Source organism: Actinopolyspora mortivallis DSM 44261, assembly GCF_000384035.1.
Taxonomy (GTDB): Bacteria; Actinomycetota; Actinomycetes; order Mycobacteriales; family Pseudonocardiaceae; genus Actinopolyspora; species Actinopolyspora mortivallis.
Genome location: NZ_KB913024.1, coordinates 2,363,437 through 2,380,418 on the forward strand (window position 1 = coordinate 2,363,437; position 16,982 = coordinate 2,380,418).

Below are 16,982 nucleotides of genomic sequence, written 5' to 3' on the forward strand. Positions count from 1 at the left end.
AACAAGCTCAGTCCTCGGGACCGAACATGCGGTGTCGAGCCGAAAGCAGCTCCAGTTCGGGGTAACCGGCGACGGTGCGCTCGCAGGCCTCCAGGATCTCACGAACCTGTCCGGGTTCGCCGGACACGGCGGAGACCCCCACAACCGCACGACGGTAGAGATCCCGCCCACCGACCTCGGCGACGGCCACCTCGAAACGTCGTCTCAGCTCGGAGACCAACGGACGGACCAACGCACGCTTCTGCTTCAGCGAACGGACGTCACCGAACAGCACGTCCAGTTCGAGAGTACCGACATACATCAGCGAACAGCACAGTGTCGACGAGTGTGGGGGCGGGGCCGTCGAGAGCGACCCCGCCCCACACAGCCGCTCAGACCCGCGGCTTCTCCTGCATCTCGTAGACCTCGACCACGTCGTCCTCCTTGATGTCCGAGTAGGACCCCAAGGTCAGACCGCACTCGAAGCCTTCCCGCACCTCGGTGGCGTCGTCCTTGTACCGCTTGAGGGAGTTCACCGTCAGGTTGTCGGCCATCACGACGCTGTCGCGCAGCAGACGGGCCTTGGCGTTACGCCGCACGATCCCGCCGCGCACCATGCAACCGGCGATGACACCCACCTTCGAGGACTTGAACACCTCGCGGACCTCGGCCCTGCCGAGCTGGACCTCCTCGTACTCGGGCTTGAGCATGCCCTTGAGAGCCTGCTCGATGTCCTCGATGGCGCGGTAGATGACCGAGTAGTACCGGATCTCCACACCCTCGCGGTTGGCCACCTCGGCGGCCTTGCCCTCGGCACGGACGTTGAACCCGAGCACGATGGTGTTCTCGGCGGTCGCCAGGTTGATGTCGCTCTCGTTGATCCCGCCGACACCCCGGTGGATCACCCGCAGCTCGACCTCGTCGCCCACCTCGATCTTGTTCAGGGACTCCTCCAGCGCCTCGACGGTACCGGAGTTGTCACCCTTGATGATCAGGTTGAGCTGGTTGGTCTCCTGCAACACCTTGTCCAGGTCCTCGAGGCTGACCCGCTTGCGCTTGGCCGCGTTCTGCGCCTCCCGCGCCCTGGCGGCGCGACGATCGGCGATCTGACGGGCCACCCGGTCCTCGTCGACCTTGAGGAAGGTGTCACCGGCACCCGGCACCGAGGTGAAACCGACCACCTGCACCGGCTGGGAGGGCTTCGCCTCGGTGACGTCCTGGTCGTACTCGTTGATCATCCGACGCACCCGACCGTGCGAGCCACCGGCCACGACCGAGTCCCCGATGCGCAACGTTCCCCGCTGCACCAGCACGGAGGCCACCGGGCCGCGACCACGGTCGAGATGGGCCTCGATCGCGACTCCCTGGGCCTGCATGTCCGGGTTCGCCCGCAGGTCGAGCATGGCGTCGGCGGTCAGCAGGATCGCCTCCAGCAGCCCCTCGATGTTCTCGCCCTGCTTCGCGGAGATCTCCACGAACATCGTCTCGCCGCCGTACTCCTCGGCGACCAGGCTGTACTCGGTGAGCTGCTGCTTGATCCGGTCCGGGTTGGCGCCGGGCACGTCGATCTTGTTGATCGCCACCACGATCGGCACGTTCGCCGCCTGCGCGTGGTTGATCGCCTCCACCGTCTGGGGCATGACCCCGTCGTCGGCCGCCACCACCAGCACGGCGATGTCCGTCGACTTCGCCCCCCGGGCACGCATGGCCGTGAAGGCCTCGTGACCGGGAGTGTCGATGAAGGTGACCGGGCGCTTCTCCCCCTCCAGCTCGGTCTGCACCTGGTAGGCACCGATGTGCTGGGTGATTCCGCCTGCCTCGCCCTCCTGGACGTTCGACTTGCGGATGGTGTCCAGCAGACGGGTCTTACCGTGATCGACATGGCCCATCACGGTGACCACCGGCGGCCGGGAGACGAGCTGGTCGGAGCTGCTGCCCGGGTCCCCGAAGGTGAGGTCGAAGGACTCCAGCAGTTCCCGGTCCTCGTCCTCGGGACTGACCATCTCGATCTTGTAGTTCATCTCCTGACCGAGAAGTTCGAGCACCTCGTCGGAGACGGACTGGGTGGCGGTGACCATCTCACCGAGATGGAACATGGCCTGCACCAGCGAAGCCGGATTGGCGTTGATCTTCTCGGCGAAGTCGGTCAGCGAGGCGCCCCGACGCAGGCGCAGCGACTCCCCGTTGCCGCGAGGCAGACGCACCCCACCCACCGAGGGCGCCTGCATGTTGTCCATGTACTCCTGACGCTTCTGGCGCTTCGACTTGCGCCCGCGCCGGGAGGGACCGCCCGGCTTGCCGAAGGCACCGGCCGCGCCACCGCGACCACCGCCGGGACGGCCACGGAAGCCACCACTCGGGGGAGCACCGCCACCGGGAGCGCCGCCCGGGCCGCCACGGCCGCCACCGGGACCGCCGCGACCGCCACCGGGGCCACCACGACCACCGCCCGAGCCGCTTCCGGAACCGCTGCCCTGTTTGGGAGCACGCGACGGCATCATGCCGGGGTTCGGCCGGGGAGGCATCATGGCCGGATTCGGCCGCTGCCCCTGGCCGGACTTGGCAGCGGGGGCCTGCTGCTCGGTCCCCTGCTGGCCGCTCTGCTTGTCCTGGCGCTGACCGCCCTTGTCCTGACGTTGCCCACCCTGGCCACGTCCGGACTGGCGCTGACCGCCCTGTCCGCCCTGCTGCTTACCACCGGAACCGCGCTGTGCGGTCGAACCGGCTCCCACACCGAACGGGTTGTTGCCGACACGGGGGGAACGCGGTCCCGGCTTCGGAGCCTGGGGCTTGGGCGGAACGACACTGCCCTCGCCACCGTCGGTACCGCCGGACTGCTGCTGTTGCTTGGACGGACGCGGTCCCGGCTTGGGAACGTTGCGCGGTCCCGGTTTGGGTACCGAACGCTCCGTCTTGGCCGAACCGGAAGCACTCTGCTGCTCGGACTTCGCCGCCGGGGCCTGCTCGGACTTGCGGGACTTCTGCTCGCTCTGCCCGGAGTCGCCCCGCGACGGCGCGGCGGCACCCGCGGCCGGGGTCGAGGACTCTCCGGCTCCGTCGGCGGACTCCGCAGCCGGCCGCTGGGTCTGCGGAGGCGGTCCGGGTTTGGGGCGCGGTCCCGGCTTGGGGACCCTCGAGGCGGGCTTCTCGCCCTGCCCCTCCGAACCCGCGGTCCCGGAGGAGGCACTCGTCTCCTGCCTCGTCGCCGCGCCGCTCTCCGACTTCGTCCCCGTGCTTCCGGAGGGACCGCCGTTACCCGACTTCTGCTTGGACGACGCGTCCGTCTTCGCGAACGCGTCCCGCAGTCTGCGCGCCACCGGCGCCTCCACCGTGGACGACGCGGACTTCACGTACTCGCCCTGGTCGGCGAGTTTGTTCAGTACATCCTTGCTCGTAACGCCGAGCTCCTTGGCGAGCTCGTGCACGCGGGCCTTGCCTGCCACTACTCTCCTCGTCTGGTGAGGTCGGGCGGCAGACCCGCTCGACCTCGTCCTACTGCCGGTACGCGTTCATGGCTTCAGCTTCACGGCTGATTCATGACGGGTCGACCTGCTTCCTTCAACTGCCTGGCACGAGAAACTCTCGCATCGGCTTGCTCGTGAGCAACCTGCTCCACGTAGGCCTGCACTGTTTTGCTGTCGAGTTGTCCTTGTACACGCAAAGCACGTGAAAAGGCCCGACGCCGCTCGGCCGAACGCAGGCACACGGGATCGGGGTGCAACCAGGCACCTCGACCCGGGCGCCTGCGCCGAGGATCGGGGACGGCCCTGGAACCGTCCTCGGCCACCACTCGCAGCAGATCGGCGGCCCACGTTCGGGTCCGACACCCGATACACGTTCGAATCGGCTCGTGAGTTCCACCACGGGCACCAGCTGATCGTGTACGGATTCTCGCTCCCTCTCGTTGAGCCACCTGTGATTCTAACCTGCCGCTGTCACTCTGCCGAACCCACCGTGGGAAGATCGTCCATCGGTGGGACGAAACCCTCGACACCGGGGGGTTCGGCGTCCGGATGCCCAGCCATGGTCGTGGGCGAACTCGGGTCCGCATCACTCCGGATGTCGATGCGCCACCCGGTCAGCCGCGCGGCCAGTCGGGCGTTCTGTCCCTCTTTGCCGATCGCCAACGAAAGCTGGAAGTCAGGCACGATCACCCGCGCCGTCTTCGCGCGCTCGTCGACGACCTCCACCGAGACTACCTTAGCCGGCGACAACGAGTTACCGACGAACGTCGCGGGATCCTCGGAGAAGTCGATGATGTCGATCTTCTCCTGTCCCAACTCGTTCATCACGTTGCGCACCCTGGCCCCCATGGGGCCGATGCAGGCTCCCTTGGCGTTGACCCCCTCGACCGTGGAACGCACCGCGATCTTCGAACGGTGCCCGGCCTCCCGAGCCACGGAAGGGATCTCCACCGTTCCGTCGGCGATCTCGGGGACCTCCAGGGCGAACAGCCTGCGGACCAGGTTCGGATGCGTCCGGGACAGCGTGATCTGGGGACCCCGCACGGTCCGGGAAACTCCCACGACGTAGGACTTGATCCTGGTCCCGTGCTCGTAGCGCTCCCCGGGAACCTGTTCGGCGGCCGGGATCACACCCTCACTGTCACCGACCTCCACCACGATCATACCACGCGAGTTGGCCTTGGCGTCGCGTTGGATCACACCGCCGAGGATCTCCCCCTCCTTGGTGGAGAACTCGCCGAAGGTCTTCTCGTGTTCGGCGTCCCGGAGACGCTGCAGAATGACCTGGCGTGCCGTGGTGGCCGCGATCCTGCCGAACCCTTCCGGGGTGTCGTCCCACTCCTCGGCGACCTCCCCCTCGGGGGTGAGGCTGTGTGCGATCACACGCACCACGCCGGTCTTGCGGTCCACCTCGACCCTGGCGTGCGGCTGGTGTCCCTCGGTGTGCCGATAGGCAGTCAGCAGGGCCGACTCGATGGCCTGAAGGACCGTCTCGAATGGGATGTCCTTGTCGCGTTCGATCGCCCGCAGCGCGGCGATGTCGACGTTCACCTCGACTCCTCCGTGTCTTTTCCGTCGCCCTCGGCGGCGACGTCCGCAGCCCGATCGAGCTTGACCAGTTCTTCCGCCGGTGGCTGCTGGAACTCAACCTCGACCACCGCGCGCTCGATGTCACCGTAAACCAACCGCCGCACCCGGCCGTCGACGAGAACCCACACTCCCGTCTCCTCGGCGGGACCGACCCTGCCGAGAAGTTCGCCACCGTCGGTCAGTCGGATCCTCGCGAGCCTGTTGCGCGCACGATGCCAGTGCCGCGACCTCGTCAGCGGGCGGTCCACTCCCGGAGAGGTGACCTCCAGGGTGTAGGGCCCGGCGAGCACGTGGTCGTACTCCTCCAACGCCTGGGAAAGAGCCCTGCTCACCTTGGCGATGTCGTCGAGTCCGACTCCGTCGTCGGCGTCGATGATCACCCTGAGCTGACGGCGACGACCGGACTGCTGCACATCGAGCTCTTCGAGATCGAACCCCACCTCGGCGACGGTTCGCGACACGGTGGGCCTCAGGTGCGCGACTATTTCGTCCCGCGGCGGGCTGGACACGTTGGCACTCCAAAAACGTCTGACGGTTGAAGTTGTCCGATGCACGGCGACGTCCCGGATCCTCGTCACGAATCCGACGTCGCTCGCTTCGCGGGAGCGAAGCTCCACGGCCGAGTACACCGATGGAACCGTGGTCTACCAGGGTATCGCGTCCTTCCGGAGGAAAGCGCGGCACGCGCCCCCGGTCGCGACGGAGAGGACTCCCGACAGCGATCCCCCCACCGGACCGGGATCGCCGGTGACGGGGTCTCCGGACACCCTGGCAGGATGGAGACCGTGGATATCCCTCGCGGCACCCTGTCCAGCTCCGTTTCCCTGAACAGACGCCGACTGCTGGGTCTGTCCGCCCTGCTTCCGTGGGCTCCGGTACTGCTCGGCTGCTCCGCCTCCGGCGCACCGAGCCCGGAACCGCTCGTGCCACTGGCCACCAACGCCGCCGAGGACGAGAGACTCGCCCGGGCCACGGCTGCGGAGGCGGAGTTCTCCGAGCAGGCCGAGTTGGTGGCCCAGGTGCGTGCCGAACACGCGAAGGCGCTGCGCCGGGAGATCGAACGACTGGGGGGCGATCCGGGCACGCCGACGAACACCTCACCTCCCTCCCCCGGCTCGGACTCCACGAAGCCCGGGCGGGCGCGGCTGCGCTCCGCACTGCGCGAGGCGCAGGGGCGGGCCGAGGAGACGGTTCCTCTGGTCTCCGGTCACCAGGCGGGACTGGTGGGCTCCGTCTCGGCGGCCTGCGCGAGCCTGCTGGAGGTCGTGTGATGAGTTCCACCGAGCTGAGCGAGGACGGCAGCGGGGCCCTCGAACGAGCTCTCGGCGCCGAGCACGCGGCCGTGTGGGTGTACGGCCTGGCGAGGGCCTTCGTCCCGGAGTCCGAAACGGGCTCCACCGTGGAGGCGGGAGCCTCCTCCCACCGCGAGCACCGTGACCGCGCGCGCACACTGCTGCGCGCGGCGGGGGCCACGCCACCGGCTCCCCGAGCGGCCTACCGCACTCCCTCACCGGTGCGGGACCGGAACTCGGCGCTACACGCGTTGCTGGCGGTGGAGCGGGACTGCTCGGTCGGCTGGATGGCCGTATTGGAGCGCTCGCGGAGCACTGAGCTGAGCGAACTGGCCCTGCGGGGACTCACCGGGGCCGCCAGACGAGCCACGAAGTGGCGGGTCGAGCTCGGCGAACGGCCGAGTGTCCCGCCCTTCCCCGGGAGGGAGTGAGGGGCCGTTCGGGAACGAGCCGCCGGGCCGGGTTGAGGACCGAAGGTGTCATCCGCCCACGGCCACTCAGCCCGGATCGCGGTCCTGGTCCGGCCCCAGCAGCAGGGCTTCGGTGGTCACGTGTTTCAACCTGCCGTCGTCCCGGTCACTGCGGTGGAAGTACGAGGACTCCCCGATGACCACGAGCCTGTCCCGCTGTTCCGAGGCGTAGCCGTAGTCGTGCGTGAGGTCGGGATAGTCCTCGGGAACCTCGTGCCCCGCCGAGACGAGATCCCGGATGTTGCCCGTGTTGTTCCTGGTGACCAGCTCCTCCAGCTCGGTCGCCGAGGACTGGTCGGGCATCAACACGGTCACCACCGAGGTCAGCACCCGTTCCCCGTTCGGCAGGCGGGTGGTGTAGAGAGCGCGGGTGGCGTGTGAACAGGGATTCGACGCGAAGAACTCCGCGACCTTCATCGTCGAGTGCTTCGCGCAGCTCGACGGCTCGTCGAGCATGTAGCGGTCGAACTCGTACTCGGTGTCCGGCTCGTCCGTCCCGGAGCTCTCCGCAGCGGGGGAGGGGGGCGAGGGCGGACTCGGTTTGACGGCCAGCCACAGCAGGCCGGAGACCACCGAGACGGCACACAGCACGAGGGCCCGGAGCAACCACCCGGTCGGGCCGACACCCCCGGGTTCCGGACTCCCCCCACCGTCGGGACCGGCCGGTACTCCTTCGCCGCCGGTTCCCGTGCCCGCCTTCGGAGACACGAGGCCGGCGCCGCTCGCCGCCGGTCCTGGGCCGGGCGCGGGTACCGGACCGGATCCCGCCGCCGGCGAGGAGGCGGCGTGGGGACTCACCTGGTTGGACAGGGGAAAGGCCGGGCGAGTGCGCTCGCCGGCCGCACCCTCGGAACGCGCCCCCGAACCCCACCCCTGCCTCATCCGATCAGGTGGGGTTCCCCCTCCGTCACGGATCGCGTTGAGTGGCGCCGTGTCCCCGCGCTCGAAGTTCTGCTGCGACCCTGTCATCTGTTCGGGTGCGCCGTGGTGATCCGACACAGACACCTACCGTAGCGGGTAACGATCGGGGGCAGAACAGGACGTCACCGCGACGACCTCGGATCCGCCCGGGACAGCGCGTCCAGCACGAGATCCACGTCCTCCCGCGTGTTGTAGAGATGGAAGGACAACCTCACCCGCCCGTCGCGTTCCGCGCAACGTATCCCGGCGGCACGCAGCTCCGGAAGAGCCTCCGCCACGTCGAGGGTGACGATCGGGGACGCGGGCGGAGCCGCCCCCAGCTGCCCGCACAGCCTGCCCGCCAGTTCCAGACAGTGTGCCCGGACGGCGGAGAGGTCGAGGGTCCGCAACCAGTCCAACGCGGCGGCGGCCCCGAGCTGGGCGAACCAGTCCGGGGAGGCGTCGAGAGCACGCGCGTTGTGGGCCAGGCGCAACGGCAGCCCGTAGAGGCTTTGCCACGGGTCCTCGCCCGCGTACCAGTTCGCCCCGACCGGCAGCGTCGATCGGACCGCGTCCGCGCCGAGCGCGAGCCAGGCCGCTCCCCGTGGGGCCAGCAGCCACTTGTAGGCGCATCCCACCACCCAGTCGGCCCAGTCCAGCTCCAACGGCATCCAACCGGCCGCCTGTGAGACGTCGAGCAACACCCGCACCCCGTGACGTGCGGCCGCCTCCCGCAGGGACTCGGGGTCGAACACCCTTCCGTCGGAGGACTGCACCAGGCTCACCGCGAGCACGTCGTGTCCCGACAACGAGTCCAGCAGTCGTTCCGGGGCCACCTCGGTGACCCGCACCCCGCGTCCGTGCTGAGCGGCGAAGGGGAAGGTCACGCTCGTGAACTCCCGCTCGGCCACCAGCACGCTGCTGCCGTCCGGCACGCTCGCGGCGACCGCGCCCACCAGTTGTCCCACCGAGGAGCCCGTGGCCACCCGTTCCGGGCGGACGCCGACGAGAGCGGCGAAACCCTCGCGGGCGCGTGCCACGTACTCGTCGAACTCGGGCGGGGACAGTCGGCCGCCCCGCCAGCCGGAGACGACCGCGCTCACCGAATCGGCCACCACGGCGGGGGGAACACCGATACTGGCGGTGTTCAGGTATCCCGGTTCCAGCTCGAAGGATGTTCCGAAAGCTTCTCTCATATCCGGAACCTAACCGATCGTCCTCCTCCACTGTGCCGCGTGTCACCGTCGCACCGGACCTAGACTCGCGACCATGCACAGTGAGGAAGTCGAGGTACACACCGGCGGCCGGGAGACGGTTCGCGACCTCAGCGCGGAGTGCACGAGGTTCCTGCGCGAGATCGGCGGGGACGAGGGGCTGCTGCACCTGTGGGTGCCGCACGCCACGGCGGGAGTCGCCGTCATCGAGACCGGAGCGGGCAGTGACGACGATCTGCTCGCGGCGCTGCACGACCTGCTTCCGGCCGACGACCGCTGGAAGCACCGACACGGATCCCCCGGTCACGGCCGGGATCACGTCCTTCCCGCCCTGATACCCCCGCACGTCTCGGTTCCGGTGCTCGGCGGCAGGATGACACTCGGAACCTGGCAGTCGGTGTGCCTTGTGGACACCAACACCGACAATCCCGTACGGCGGGTCAGACTGAGCTTCCTGGCGGGTTGATCCCTGTCTCGCCCGCACGGACCGCGCCCGTCCGGGACGAGTGCCGCGCACCGGTAGTCTCGATCTCGTGAGACAGCCATACGGTGGGTACGACGGCACCTCCGGGAAACCGGGGTTCGGCTCACGGGGCGGTGGCTCCGCCCGGTGGCCCACCCCCGCTAGGAACTCCGCGGGAGGACTCCCCAGTCCCTACGGGTGGCAGACGGACCCGACGCGCTCCGCTGCCGGGGGCGGCTCCGTCTACCGGGGTTTCGGCACTTTCGAGGAGCCCACCGCGAGCAGCAGACCTCCCGGAGGACCGAACCGGGGTGTGATCGTGGCTCTCACGCTCGCCGCCGTGCTGTTGGTCGGCGCCGTGGGGCTCGGGGTCTACTACGGTGCGGTGCGGCCCTCCCACGACAACGCGGCCCCCGCCGGCGGGACGGAGTCCCCCTCGACCACCCGAAACGCTCCGGAAGCCCCCGCACCCCGGATACACGGCTGGCAGGTCGGCTACAACCCGCGGAACCGGCTCGCCTACGACGTTCCCTCCGACTGGAACGTGTTGGATCCCTCCCGGGGATACTCGGTCCCCGCCCTCGGAGACGTCACGTTCCACGGCCTGGTCGATGGTCCCTACTACCAGTGCGCCGGAGAACGCCGCACGGCGGGGCGGGTGGTGAGCACCGCCGTCGAGCCGGACCGGAGCATGGCGGAGACGGCGCGCGAGTTCCTCCGCCGGTCCGGGAGGAACTTCTACGCCGCCGGGGGCGCCGAGTCCGAAGTCTCGGTGGAGACGGGCACCCCCAGCACGACCGACGTCGGAGGTTTCGAGGCGGTGCGACTCTCCGGCACGGTGCGCGTACCGGAGAGCTCCCCCTGTCTGCCCACCAAGGCCAGGATCGCGACCCTGGTCATCCGGGCGAAGGACACCTACGTCGTGCTTCTCGCCGGAGCGGACAGCCTGCGTCCGGACTCCTCCCCGCCCGCCGAGGGCGAGGAACTCGTCCCCCGCATCCTGGACAGCGCACGGCCGGTGCGCTGACCCGCCCACGCGCACCGGCAGGCTTCCGCGCGTGAGTCGGCCAGGCCGGCCGTGCCGGCAGGTGCCCTCAGCCTCGCACCAGCTCGACGAGGTGGTCCACCACGCCGTCGGTGGACACTTCGACGCGCTCACCGCTGGCGCGGTCCTTGACCTCCACGACTCCCCTGGAGAGCCCCTTGCCGACCACCAGGATGGTGGGCACCCCGACCAGCTCGGCATCGGCGAACTTCACTCCGGGCGAGGCGTTCCTGTCGTCGAGGATCACCCGGACACCGACGGTGTCCAGTTCGGCGCAGAGGCGTTCGGCCTCGCCCGCGGCGGTCTCGTCCTTGCCCGCCACGACCACGTGCACGTCGGCCGGGGCCACCGCACGCGGCCACACCAGTCCCTGCTCGTCGTGGTGCTGTTCGGCGATCGCCGCGACCAACCGGGACACCCCCACCCCGTAGGAGCCCATGGTCACCCGCTTGGGTTTGCCGTCCTGCCCGAGGGCGTCCAGCGAGATCGCGTCGGTGTACTTGCGTCCGAGCTGGAAGATGTGTCCGATCTCGATCCCCCGGGCGGACTGGAGAACCCCCCGCCCGTCGGGCGAGGGATCGCCCTCCCGCACCTCGGCCGCCTCGATCGTGCCGTCCGGAACGAAGTCCCGACCACACACCAGGTCGACCACGTGGTGGTCGGTCTTGTCCGCCCCGGTCACCCAGGCGGTGCCCCGGGCGACCCGGGGATCGACCAGGTAACGCACCCCGTTGTGCTGGAGCGCCTTCGGTCCGACGTAGCCCTTGACCAGGAAGGGACGTGCCTCGAAGTCCTCGTCGTCCACGAGGGCGACCTCGGCGGGTTCCAGGGCTGCTTCCAGCCGCTTCATGTCCACCTCACGGTCACCGGGAACCCCCACTCCGAGCAGATCCCACTCCGTGTCACCCGGACGCCGCGTCTTGACCAGCACGTTCTTCAGTGTGTCCGCGGCGGTGAACGTCCGCTCCCATCCCGCTCCGTTCAGGAACTCCACGAGCGTCTCGATCGTCGGGGTGTCCGGTGTGTGGTGCACCTCGGCGGGAGGGAGCCCCTCGACGGACCGTTCCGGGGCGGGCGGAGTGGTCACGGCCTCCACGTTGGCCGCGTAGTCGGACTCGCTGCTGCGTACGAACGTGTCCTCCCCCGTGGGGCACTCGGCCAGGAACTCCTCGGATGCCGAGCCCCCCATCGCTCCCGACGTGGCGGCCACGATGGTGTAGCGCAGACCGAGCCGGTCGAACAGCCTCGTGTAGGCCTCCCGATGGAGTCGGTAGGAGGTCATCAGCTGTTCGTCGTCCAGGTCGAAGGAGTACGAGTCCTTCATGACGAACTCCCGACCGCGCAGGATCCCGGCGCGCGGGCGTTCCTCGTCCCGGTACTTCGTCTGGATCTGGTACAGGATGACGGGAAAGTCCCGGTAGGAGTTGTACTCGCCCTTCACCGTCTGGGCGAACAACTCCTCGTGCGTGGGCCCGAGTAGATAGTCCGCCTTCTTGCGGTCCTTGAGGCGGAACATGTTGGGCCCGTACTCGGTCCAACGACCCGTGGCCTCGTAGGGCTCCTTCGGCAGTAGCGCGGGGAGATGGATCTCCTGGGCGCCGATCTCCTCCATCTCCTCCCGCACGGCGCGTTCTATGTTGCGCAGAACGCGCAGTCCGAGCGGCAGCCAGGAGTAGATGCCTGGTGCTACCCGGCGCACGTATCCGGCGCGCACCAGCAACCTGTGGCTGGGCACCTCGGCATCCGCCGGATCCTCACGCAGGGTACGCAGGAACAACGTGGACATCCTCGTGATCAAGGCTGCGCGCTCCTTTACGCCTCGCGCTCTCCTCGCGTCTCGCGGGAGAGCCTAGCGGGTGTTACGACCGTGGGTGTCGACGACTCCCGCGCCGGGCACGCCCCGAGCTCCGTGGACGACCGCGGCACACACGCCCGGCAGCGGAAAGCTCCCATTCTCCCCACCGCCCCCGAGCCCCACGTTCGGGGGAGTTTCTCTCCTCCGTGATTTCCTCCCCACGGGGATATGGCTCAATCGGGGAGACTGTCCCCGTTTCGGAGGAGGCGAGGAATTGGGTACCGAGCGGCCCACGGAACGGTTCTGGTACCCCGCGCGCCGAGCCGACGGCACCAGGCACGTCTTCGCCGGAGCGCCGCCGGCGGACGGATGGTCCCCGAGGGGGACACTGTGCGGCCGCCGCCTCGATCCCGCCCCCGTCTCCGCGGTGGAGTGGCTGCTGTATCCGACCTGTCCCGAGTGCTGGGAGCTGTTGCTGAGCGAGAACGTCCCATCGTCGCCCGCCGAGCTCCCCACCGAACCGCCACCGGCGGGCGACTAGACTGCCCGTACATGCTCGTACTCCTGCCTCCTTCCGAGACCAAGTCGCCCGGTGGGACCGGGCCGCCGTTGCGGCTGGACGCGCTGTCCTTCCCCGAACTCACCCCCACCCGAGGACGACTCGTCGAGACGCTGGTTCGGTTGAGCGAGGACCTTCCGGCCAGTCTCGAAGCGCTCGGCCTGTCGTCACGACAGTCCGAGGAGGTCGAACGCAACGGGGAGCTGTGGAACTCCCCCACTCTCGCCGCCCTGGACCGCTACAGCGGAGTGCTCTACGACGCGCTCGACGTGGGCTCCCTCTCCGGGGAGGAACGCCGACGGGCCGACGAGAGGCTCGCCGTCGTCTCCGCCCTGTTCGGTGTGCTGCGCGGCGCCGATCCCGTGCCGGCCTACCGCCTGTCGGCGGGATCCCGTCTGCCGGAGATAGGCAGCCTCCGTCGACTGTGGCGTCCCGAGCTGAGCCGCGTGCTGGAGTCCGTCCCCGGACCCGTGGTGGATCTGCGTTCCGGGGCCTACGCCGCGCTGGCCGCGCTTCCCGATCCCGTCGAGGTCCGCGTGGTCACCGAGGACGCGAACGGCTCCCGCAAGACCGTCGGCCACCACAACAAGGCGCACAAGGGCAGGCTGGCCAGGGCGCTGGCCCTCGCCGAACGGGAACCGGAGACCCCCGCCGAGGTGGCGGAGATCGCGCACCGGGCAGGACTGCGGGTGGAGCAGCCGGGACGGCGGAGTCTGACCGTCGTGGTCAGCTGATGTGAGTTCTCCCCCATCCGACAGGAAGTCCTCGGACCTTCCCCGGAGGTGCGTTAGTATCCGGAAACCGCGCTCTCTCCGCTCGACGTCCGGGACGGGCTCACCCGTTCTTCCGCACCCAGGCCGGGGAGCTCCTCCGCGAGAGCCGCGGTGTCCCCACGAGACGCCGGCAGAGCGCACCGTGTCCGTCGACCGGACACCCTCCCCACGGAGTGTTCCCCTCCCGTGGACGGGCCCGTTCGGCCCGCGAGATCCCGACCTTCCAGGAGGCCCGCCGAACGTGAGCGTAGACACCCCGAACAGCGGAGACCGTCGAGGATCCACGGCCGCCACCGGCTCGTGCGGCGACCCCGAGCTCGTGGGGCGCCCGTGAGCACCGAGGAGAGCGGGGCGCGGGAACCCATCCACGTGGTGGGTATCGGCGCGGACGGCTGGGAGGGCCTCTCCCCCGTGGCACGTCGCACCATCGAGAGCGCCGAGGTCGTCATGGGCGGCGCCAGACAGCTCGACCTGATCCCGGAGACCTCGGCCGAGCGCGTGAGCTGGCCCTCCCCGTTGTTGCCCGCCCTGGGCGAACTGTTGGACAAGCACGCCGGGCGTTCGATCTGCGTACTGGCCAGCGGAGACCCCATGTTCCACGGGATCGGAGCGACCCTGGCCAGGATGGTGGGACCGGAGAGACTGCACGTCGTTGCCCACCCCTCCTCGGTGACCCTGGCCTGCTCTCGGCTCGGATGGCCCGCCCACGAGGTCCGCGTGGTCAACCTGGTGGGTCGGCCGGTGGAGAACCTGCTGCCCGAACTGGCCCGGAACAACCGGATCATGGTGCTGAGTTCCGACGGGGACACCCCGGCCGAGGTGGGTGCCCTGCTGAGCGAGCACGGCTTCGGTGACAGCGAACTGGTCGTGCTGGAGAACCTGGGCGGGCGCGGGGAGCGGATCCACCGGGAACTCGCGGCGCGCCTGCGGGAGCGGACGGGACCGTTGAACATCGTCGCGATCGACCGTGCGGACTCCCCCGCCCCGACGGAGGTCGCCGTGGCGCCGGGACTGCCCGACGAGCTGTACGAACACGACGGGCAGCTCACGAAACGCGACGTCCGCGCGAGCACCCTGGCCAGACTGGCCCCCCGCCCGGGAGAGCTGCTGTGGGACGTCGGCGCGGGTTCCGGCAGCGTCGCGATCGAATGGACGCGCACGAGCGGGGGCACGGCGATCGCCGTCGAGCACGACCCACGGCGGGCCGAACGCGTGACCCGGAACGCGGCGGCGCTCGGAGCCGGTGGGATCCGGGTCGTCCGGGAGTCCGCCCCGGAGGGACTGCGCGGGCTGGAGACCCCGGACGCGGTCTTCGTCGGAGGGGCCGTGAGCGTTCCCGGCGTACTGGAGACCTGTGTGGACGCCCTTCCCCGGGGCGGGCGTCTCGTGGTCAACGCCGTCACCATGGAATCGGAGTCGACAGTGACCGAATGGTACTCCCGCCTGGGCGGGGAACTGACGAGGATCGGAGTCGAACGAGCGGGGGCGGTCGGAGGGTTCACCGCCTGGCGCCCGGCTCTGCGCGTGACCCAGTGGGCGGTGACGAAACAGTGACGGTCTACTTCGTCGGTGCCGGTCCCGGAGCGGCGGATCTCATCACCGTCCGGGGACAACGCACCCTGGCCTCCTGCCCGGTGTGCCTGTACGCGGGCAGCCTGGTTCCGCGTGAACTGCTGGACGACTGCCCGGAGGGAGCCCGGCTGGTCGACACGGCACGCATGAACCTGGACGAGATCCTCGCCGAGATCGAGCGGGCCCACCGCGACGGTCTCGACGTGGCCAGGTTGCACTCGGGGGACCCCGCCGTGTTCAGCGCGGTGGCCGAGCAGATGCGCAGGCTCGACGAGGCCGGGATCGACTACGAGATGGTTCCCGGCGTACCCGCCTTCTCCGCCGCGGCGGCCGCGCTGAACAGGGAGTTCACCGTCCCCGGAGTCGGCCAGACCGTGGTGCTGACCAGAACGGCGGCCCGGGCCACCCCCATGCCGGAGGGAGAGGACCTGGAAACCCTGGGACGCAGTCGGGCCACCCTGGTGCTGCACCTGGCGGTGAACCGGATCGAGGAGCTCGTGGAGCGGCTCGTGCCGAACTACGGGGCGGAGTGCCCCGTTGCCGTGGTCGCCGGAGCGAGCAGGGAGGACGAGCGTGTGCTGCGCGGAACGCTCGCCGACGTGGCCGGGCGGGTCCGCGAGGCCGGAATCGAGCGCACGGCCGTGGTCGTGGTGGGTCGGGTGCTCGCCGCGGACCGGTTCCCGGACAGCCATCTGTACTCGGTGTACCGCTGCCGGGACTGATCACGTGCGGCCCGGCGCGATCAGGGGGCCGGACAGCGTCCCCTGACCGCGCCGGAGCGGTCGATCACGACGGTCTCCACCTCCACCGGAGCCCCCCGCAGGGTCTCCAGCGCCACCTCCCGGGCCTGCCGGGCGACCAGCCCACCGAGCCGAACCCCTTCCGCCGCGGAGATCTCGAGCGCCTCCAGCGCGGTGTTGGCCCGGCTGACACGGTCGGCCAGCTCCGTGCTTCCTCCCGCCCGGGTGACGAGACCGGCCAGGCGTGCGAAGTCCACCTGGGAGCGCTTGGAGTGCAGGTCGAGATGACCGTCGGCCAGTTTCGCCAGCTTCCCGATCCCACCGGCTATGGTCAGTCGGGGCACGGGGTGTCTGCGCAGGTACTTCAGCACCGCCCCCGCGAAGTCCCCCATGTCCAGCAGCGCCTCCGGGGGGAGACCGTGGAGTTCGGTCACCGTGCGTTCCGAGGTGCTGCCGGTGCAGCCCGCCACGTGTCGCAGCCCCTCGGCCCGGGCCACGTCCACCCCGCGTCGGATGCTGTCGATCCAGGCCGAACACGAGTACGGAACGACCACTCCGGTGGTTCCCAGGATCGACAGCCCACCCAGGATGCCCAGGCGGGGGTTCCAGGTGTGCCTGGCCAGTTCCTCGCCGTCCTCCACCGAGACCTCCACCACGAGGTCGCCGCCGTCCCGGTGGGCCGCGGCCGTGTCGGCGACGAGTTCGCTGATCAACCGCCGGGGGACCGGGTTGATGGCCGGTTCCCCCACCGCCAGCGGCAAACCGGGTTTGGTCACCGTCCCCACCCCGTTTCCCGCGCGGAAGGTGACCCCGCTTCCCGGACGGCCGCGGGAGACGGTCACGCCCACCACCGCCCCGTGGGTCACGTCCGGGTCGTCTCCGGCGTCCTTGACGACACCGGCCATCGCCCAGTCCTCCCCCAGCCGTTCCCGGCAGAGCGCGAAGGCGGGCTCGTGCCCCTTCGGCAGCCGTACGCTGACCGGATCGGGGAACCGTCCGGTGAGCAGAGCGGTGTAGGCCGCGGCGGTCGAGGCCAGGGCGCAGGCCCCGGTGGTCCACCCGTAGCGCGGACCACCCGTCTGTTCAGCACGATCGTTCACCACGGGAGAATGCACTCCAGCGAGTT

Annotated in this window: 17 protein-coding genes; 8 read left to right on the forward strand and 9 right to left on the reverse strand. The window is 69.7% G+C overall.

All coding sequences use genetic code 11. The features are described from left to right. Positions 1-7: 7 nt before the first annotated feature. The 5 genes from ACTMO_RS0111200 to rimP all read right to left on the reverse strand — a co-directional run bounded on the left by ACTMO_RS0111200 (position 8) and on the right by rimP (position 5,542). Positions 8-301, reverse strand: a complete 294-nt coding sequence (locus tag ACTMO_RS0111200; RefSeq protein WP_019854787.1) for a DUF503 domain-containing protein — start codon at positions 299-301, stop codon at positions 8-10. A 70-nt stretch (positions 302-371) separates the two neighbouring features. Further along, positions 372-3,422 carry a translation initiation factor IF-2 gene (gene infB, locus ACTMO_RS0111205; RefSeq protein WP_019854788.1) on the reverse strand — a complete coding sequence of 1,017 codons (3,051 nt, stop codon included), beginning with the start codon at positions 3,420-3,422 and terminating at the stop codon, positions 372-374. An 80-nt stretch (positions 3,423-3,502) separates the two neighbouring features. Then, positions 3,503-3,868 carry a YlxR family protein gene (locus ACTMO_RS22400; RefSeq protein WP_342670134.1) on the reverse strand — a complete coding sequence of 122 codons (366 nt, stop codon included), beginning with the start codon at positions 3,866-3,868 and terminating at the stop codon, positions 3,503-3,505. Positions 3,869-3,914: 46 nt separating this feature from the next. Further along, entirely contained in the window at positions 3,915-4,994 is a 1,080-nt protein-coding gene (gene nusA / locus ACTMO_RS0111210) for a transcription termination factor NusA (protein ID WP_019854789.1), read from the reverse strand. Beyond that, on the reverse strand, positions 4,991-5,542 hold the full coding sequence (gene rimP / locus ACTMO_RS0111215) for a ribosome maturation factor RimP (RefSeq protein ID WP_026449111.1): 552 nt from the start codon (positions 5,540-5,542) through the stop codon (positions 4,991-4,993). Before rimP ends, nusA begins: the two co-directional genes overlap by 4 nt. Before the next feature lie 267 nt (positions 5,543-5,809). Here rimP and ACTMO_RS0111220 point away from each other — a divergent pair, with 267 nt between their 5' ends. After that, entirely contained in the window at positions 5,810-6,304 is a 495-nt protein-coding gene (locus ACTMO_RS0111220) for a hypothetical protein (protein WP_019854791.1), read from the forward strand. Then, positions 6,304-6,756: a ferritin-like domain-containing protein gene (locus tag ACTMO_RS0111225; protein WP_019854792.1), complete on the forward strand. Its 453-nt coding sequence runs from the start codon at positions 6,304-6,306 to the stop codon at positions 6,754-6,756. The genes ACTMO_RS0111220 and ACTMO_RS0111225 overlap by 1 nt, the downstream gene beginning before the upstream one ends. Before the next feature lie 66 nt (positions 6,757-6,822). On the opposite strand, the gene ACTMO_RS23710 is transcribed toward ACTMO_RS0111225, so the two are convergent. After that, positions 6,823-7,386, reverse strand: coding sequence for a hypothetical protein (locus tag ACTMO_RS23710; RefSeq protein WP_245556133.1), 564 nt, complete (start codon positions 7,384-7,386; stop codon positions 6,823-6,825). 452 nt (positions 7,387-7,838) lie between these two features. Then, positions 7,839-8,891, reverse strand: coding sequence for an aminotransferase class V-fold PLP-dependent enzyme (locus ACTMO_RS0111235; protein WP_019854794.1), 1,053 nt, complete (start codon positions 8,889-8,891; stop codon positions 7,839-7,841). 73 nt (positions 8,892-8,964) lie between these two features. On the opposite strand from ACTMO_RS0111235, the gene ACTMO_RS0111240 reads away from it, so the two are divergent. After that, a complete protein-coding gene (locus ACTMO_RS0111240; RefSeq protein WP_019854795.1) occupies positions 8,965-9,375 on the forward strand; it encodes a YjbQ family protein in 411 nt (136 codons plus the stop codon). A gap of 316 nt (positions 9,376-9,691) precedes the next feature. After that, a complete protein-coding gene (locus ACTMO_RS0111245) occupies positions 9,692-10,399 on the forward strand; it encodes a DUF8017 domain-containing protein (protein WP_245556135.1) in 708 nt (235 codons plus the stop codon). 67 nt (positions 10,400-10,466) lie between these two features. Here ACTMO_RS0111245 and ACTMO_RS0111250 read toward each other — a convergent pair whose 3' ends face one another. Further along, complete coding sequence (locus tag ACTMO_RS0111250) at positions 10,467-12,215, reverse strand: proline--tRNA ligase (protein ID WP_019854797.1); 1,749 nt, start codon at positions 12,213-12,215, stop codon at positions 10,467-10,469. Positions 12,216-12,486: 271 nt separating this feature from the next. On the opposite strand from ACTMO_RS0111250, the gene ACTMO_RS0111255 reads away from it, so the two are divergent. From ACTMO_RS0111255 to cobM, 4 genes are all read left to right on the forward strand, one after another. Beyond that, the gene (locus ACTMO_RS0111255) at positions 12,487-12,753 is read left to right on the forward strand and encodes a hypothetical protein (RefSeq protein ID WP_019854798.1); all 267 of its coding nucleotides are present in this window, start codon (positions 12,487-12,489) and stop codon (positions 12,751-12,753) included. Positions 12,754-12,764: 11 nt separating this feature from the next. Further along, the gene (gene yaaA / locus ACTMO_RS0111260) at positions 12,765-13,505 is read left to right on the forward strand and encodes a peroxide stress protein YaaA (RefSeq protein WP_026449113.1); all 741 of its coding nucleotides are present in this window, start codon (positions 12,765-12,767) and stop codon (positions 13,503-13,505) included. A gap of 369 nt (positions 13,506-13,874) precedes the next feature. After that, on the forward strand, positions 13,875-15,098 hold the full coding sequence (gene cbiE, locus ACTMO_RS0111265; RefSeq protein WP_019854800.1) for a precorrin-6y C5,15-methyltransferase (decarboxylating) subunit CbiE: 1,224 nt from the start codon (positions 13,875-13,877) through the stop codon (positions 15,096-15,098). Next, positions 15,095-15,838 (forward strand): precorrin-4 C(11)-methyltransferase, encoded by a 744-nt coding sequence (gene cobM / locus ACTMO_RS0111270; protein WP_019854801.1) that lies wholly within the window; start codon positions 15,095-15,097, stop codon positions 15,836-15,838. Before cbiE ends, cobM begins: the two co-directional genes overlap by 4 nt. A 20-nt stretch (positions 15,839-15,858) precedes the next feature. On the opposite strand, the gene ACTMO_RS0111275 is transcribed toward cobM, so the two are convergent. Further along, a complete protein-coding gene (locus ACTMO_RS0111275; RefSeq protein WP_019854802.1) occupies positions 15,859-16,959 on the reverse strand; it encodes a cobalt-precorrin-5B (C(1))-methyltransferase in 1,101 nt (366 codons plus the stop codon). Positions 16,960-16,982 lie beyond the last annotated feature (23 nt).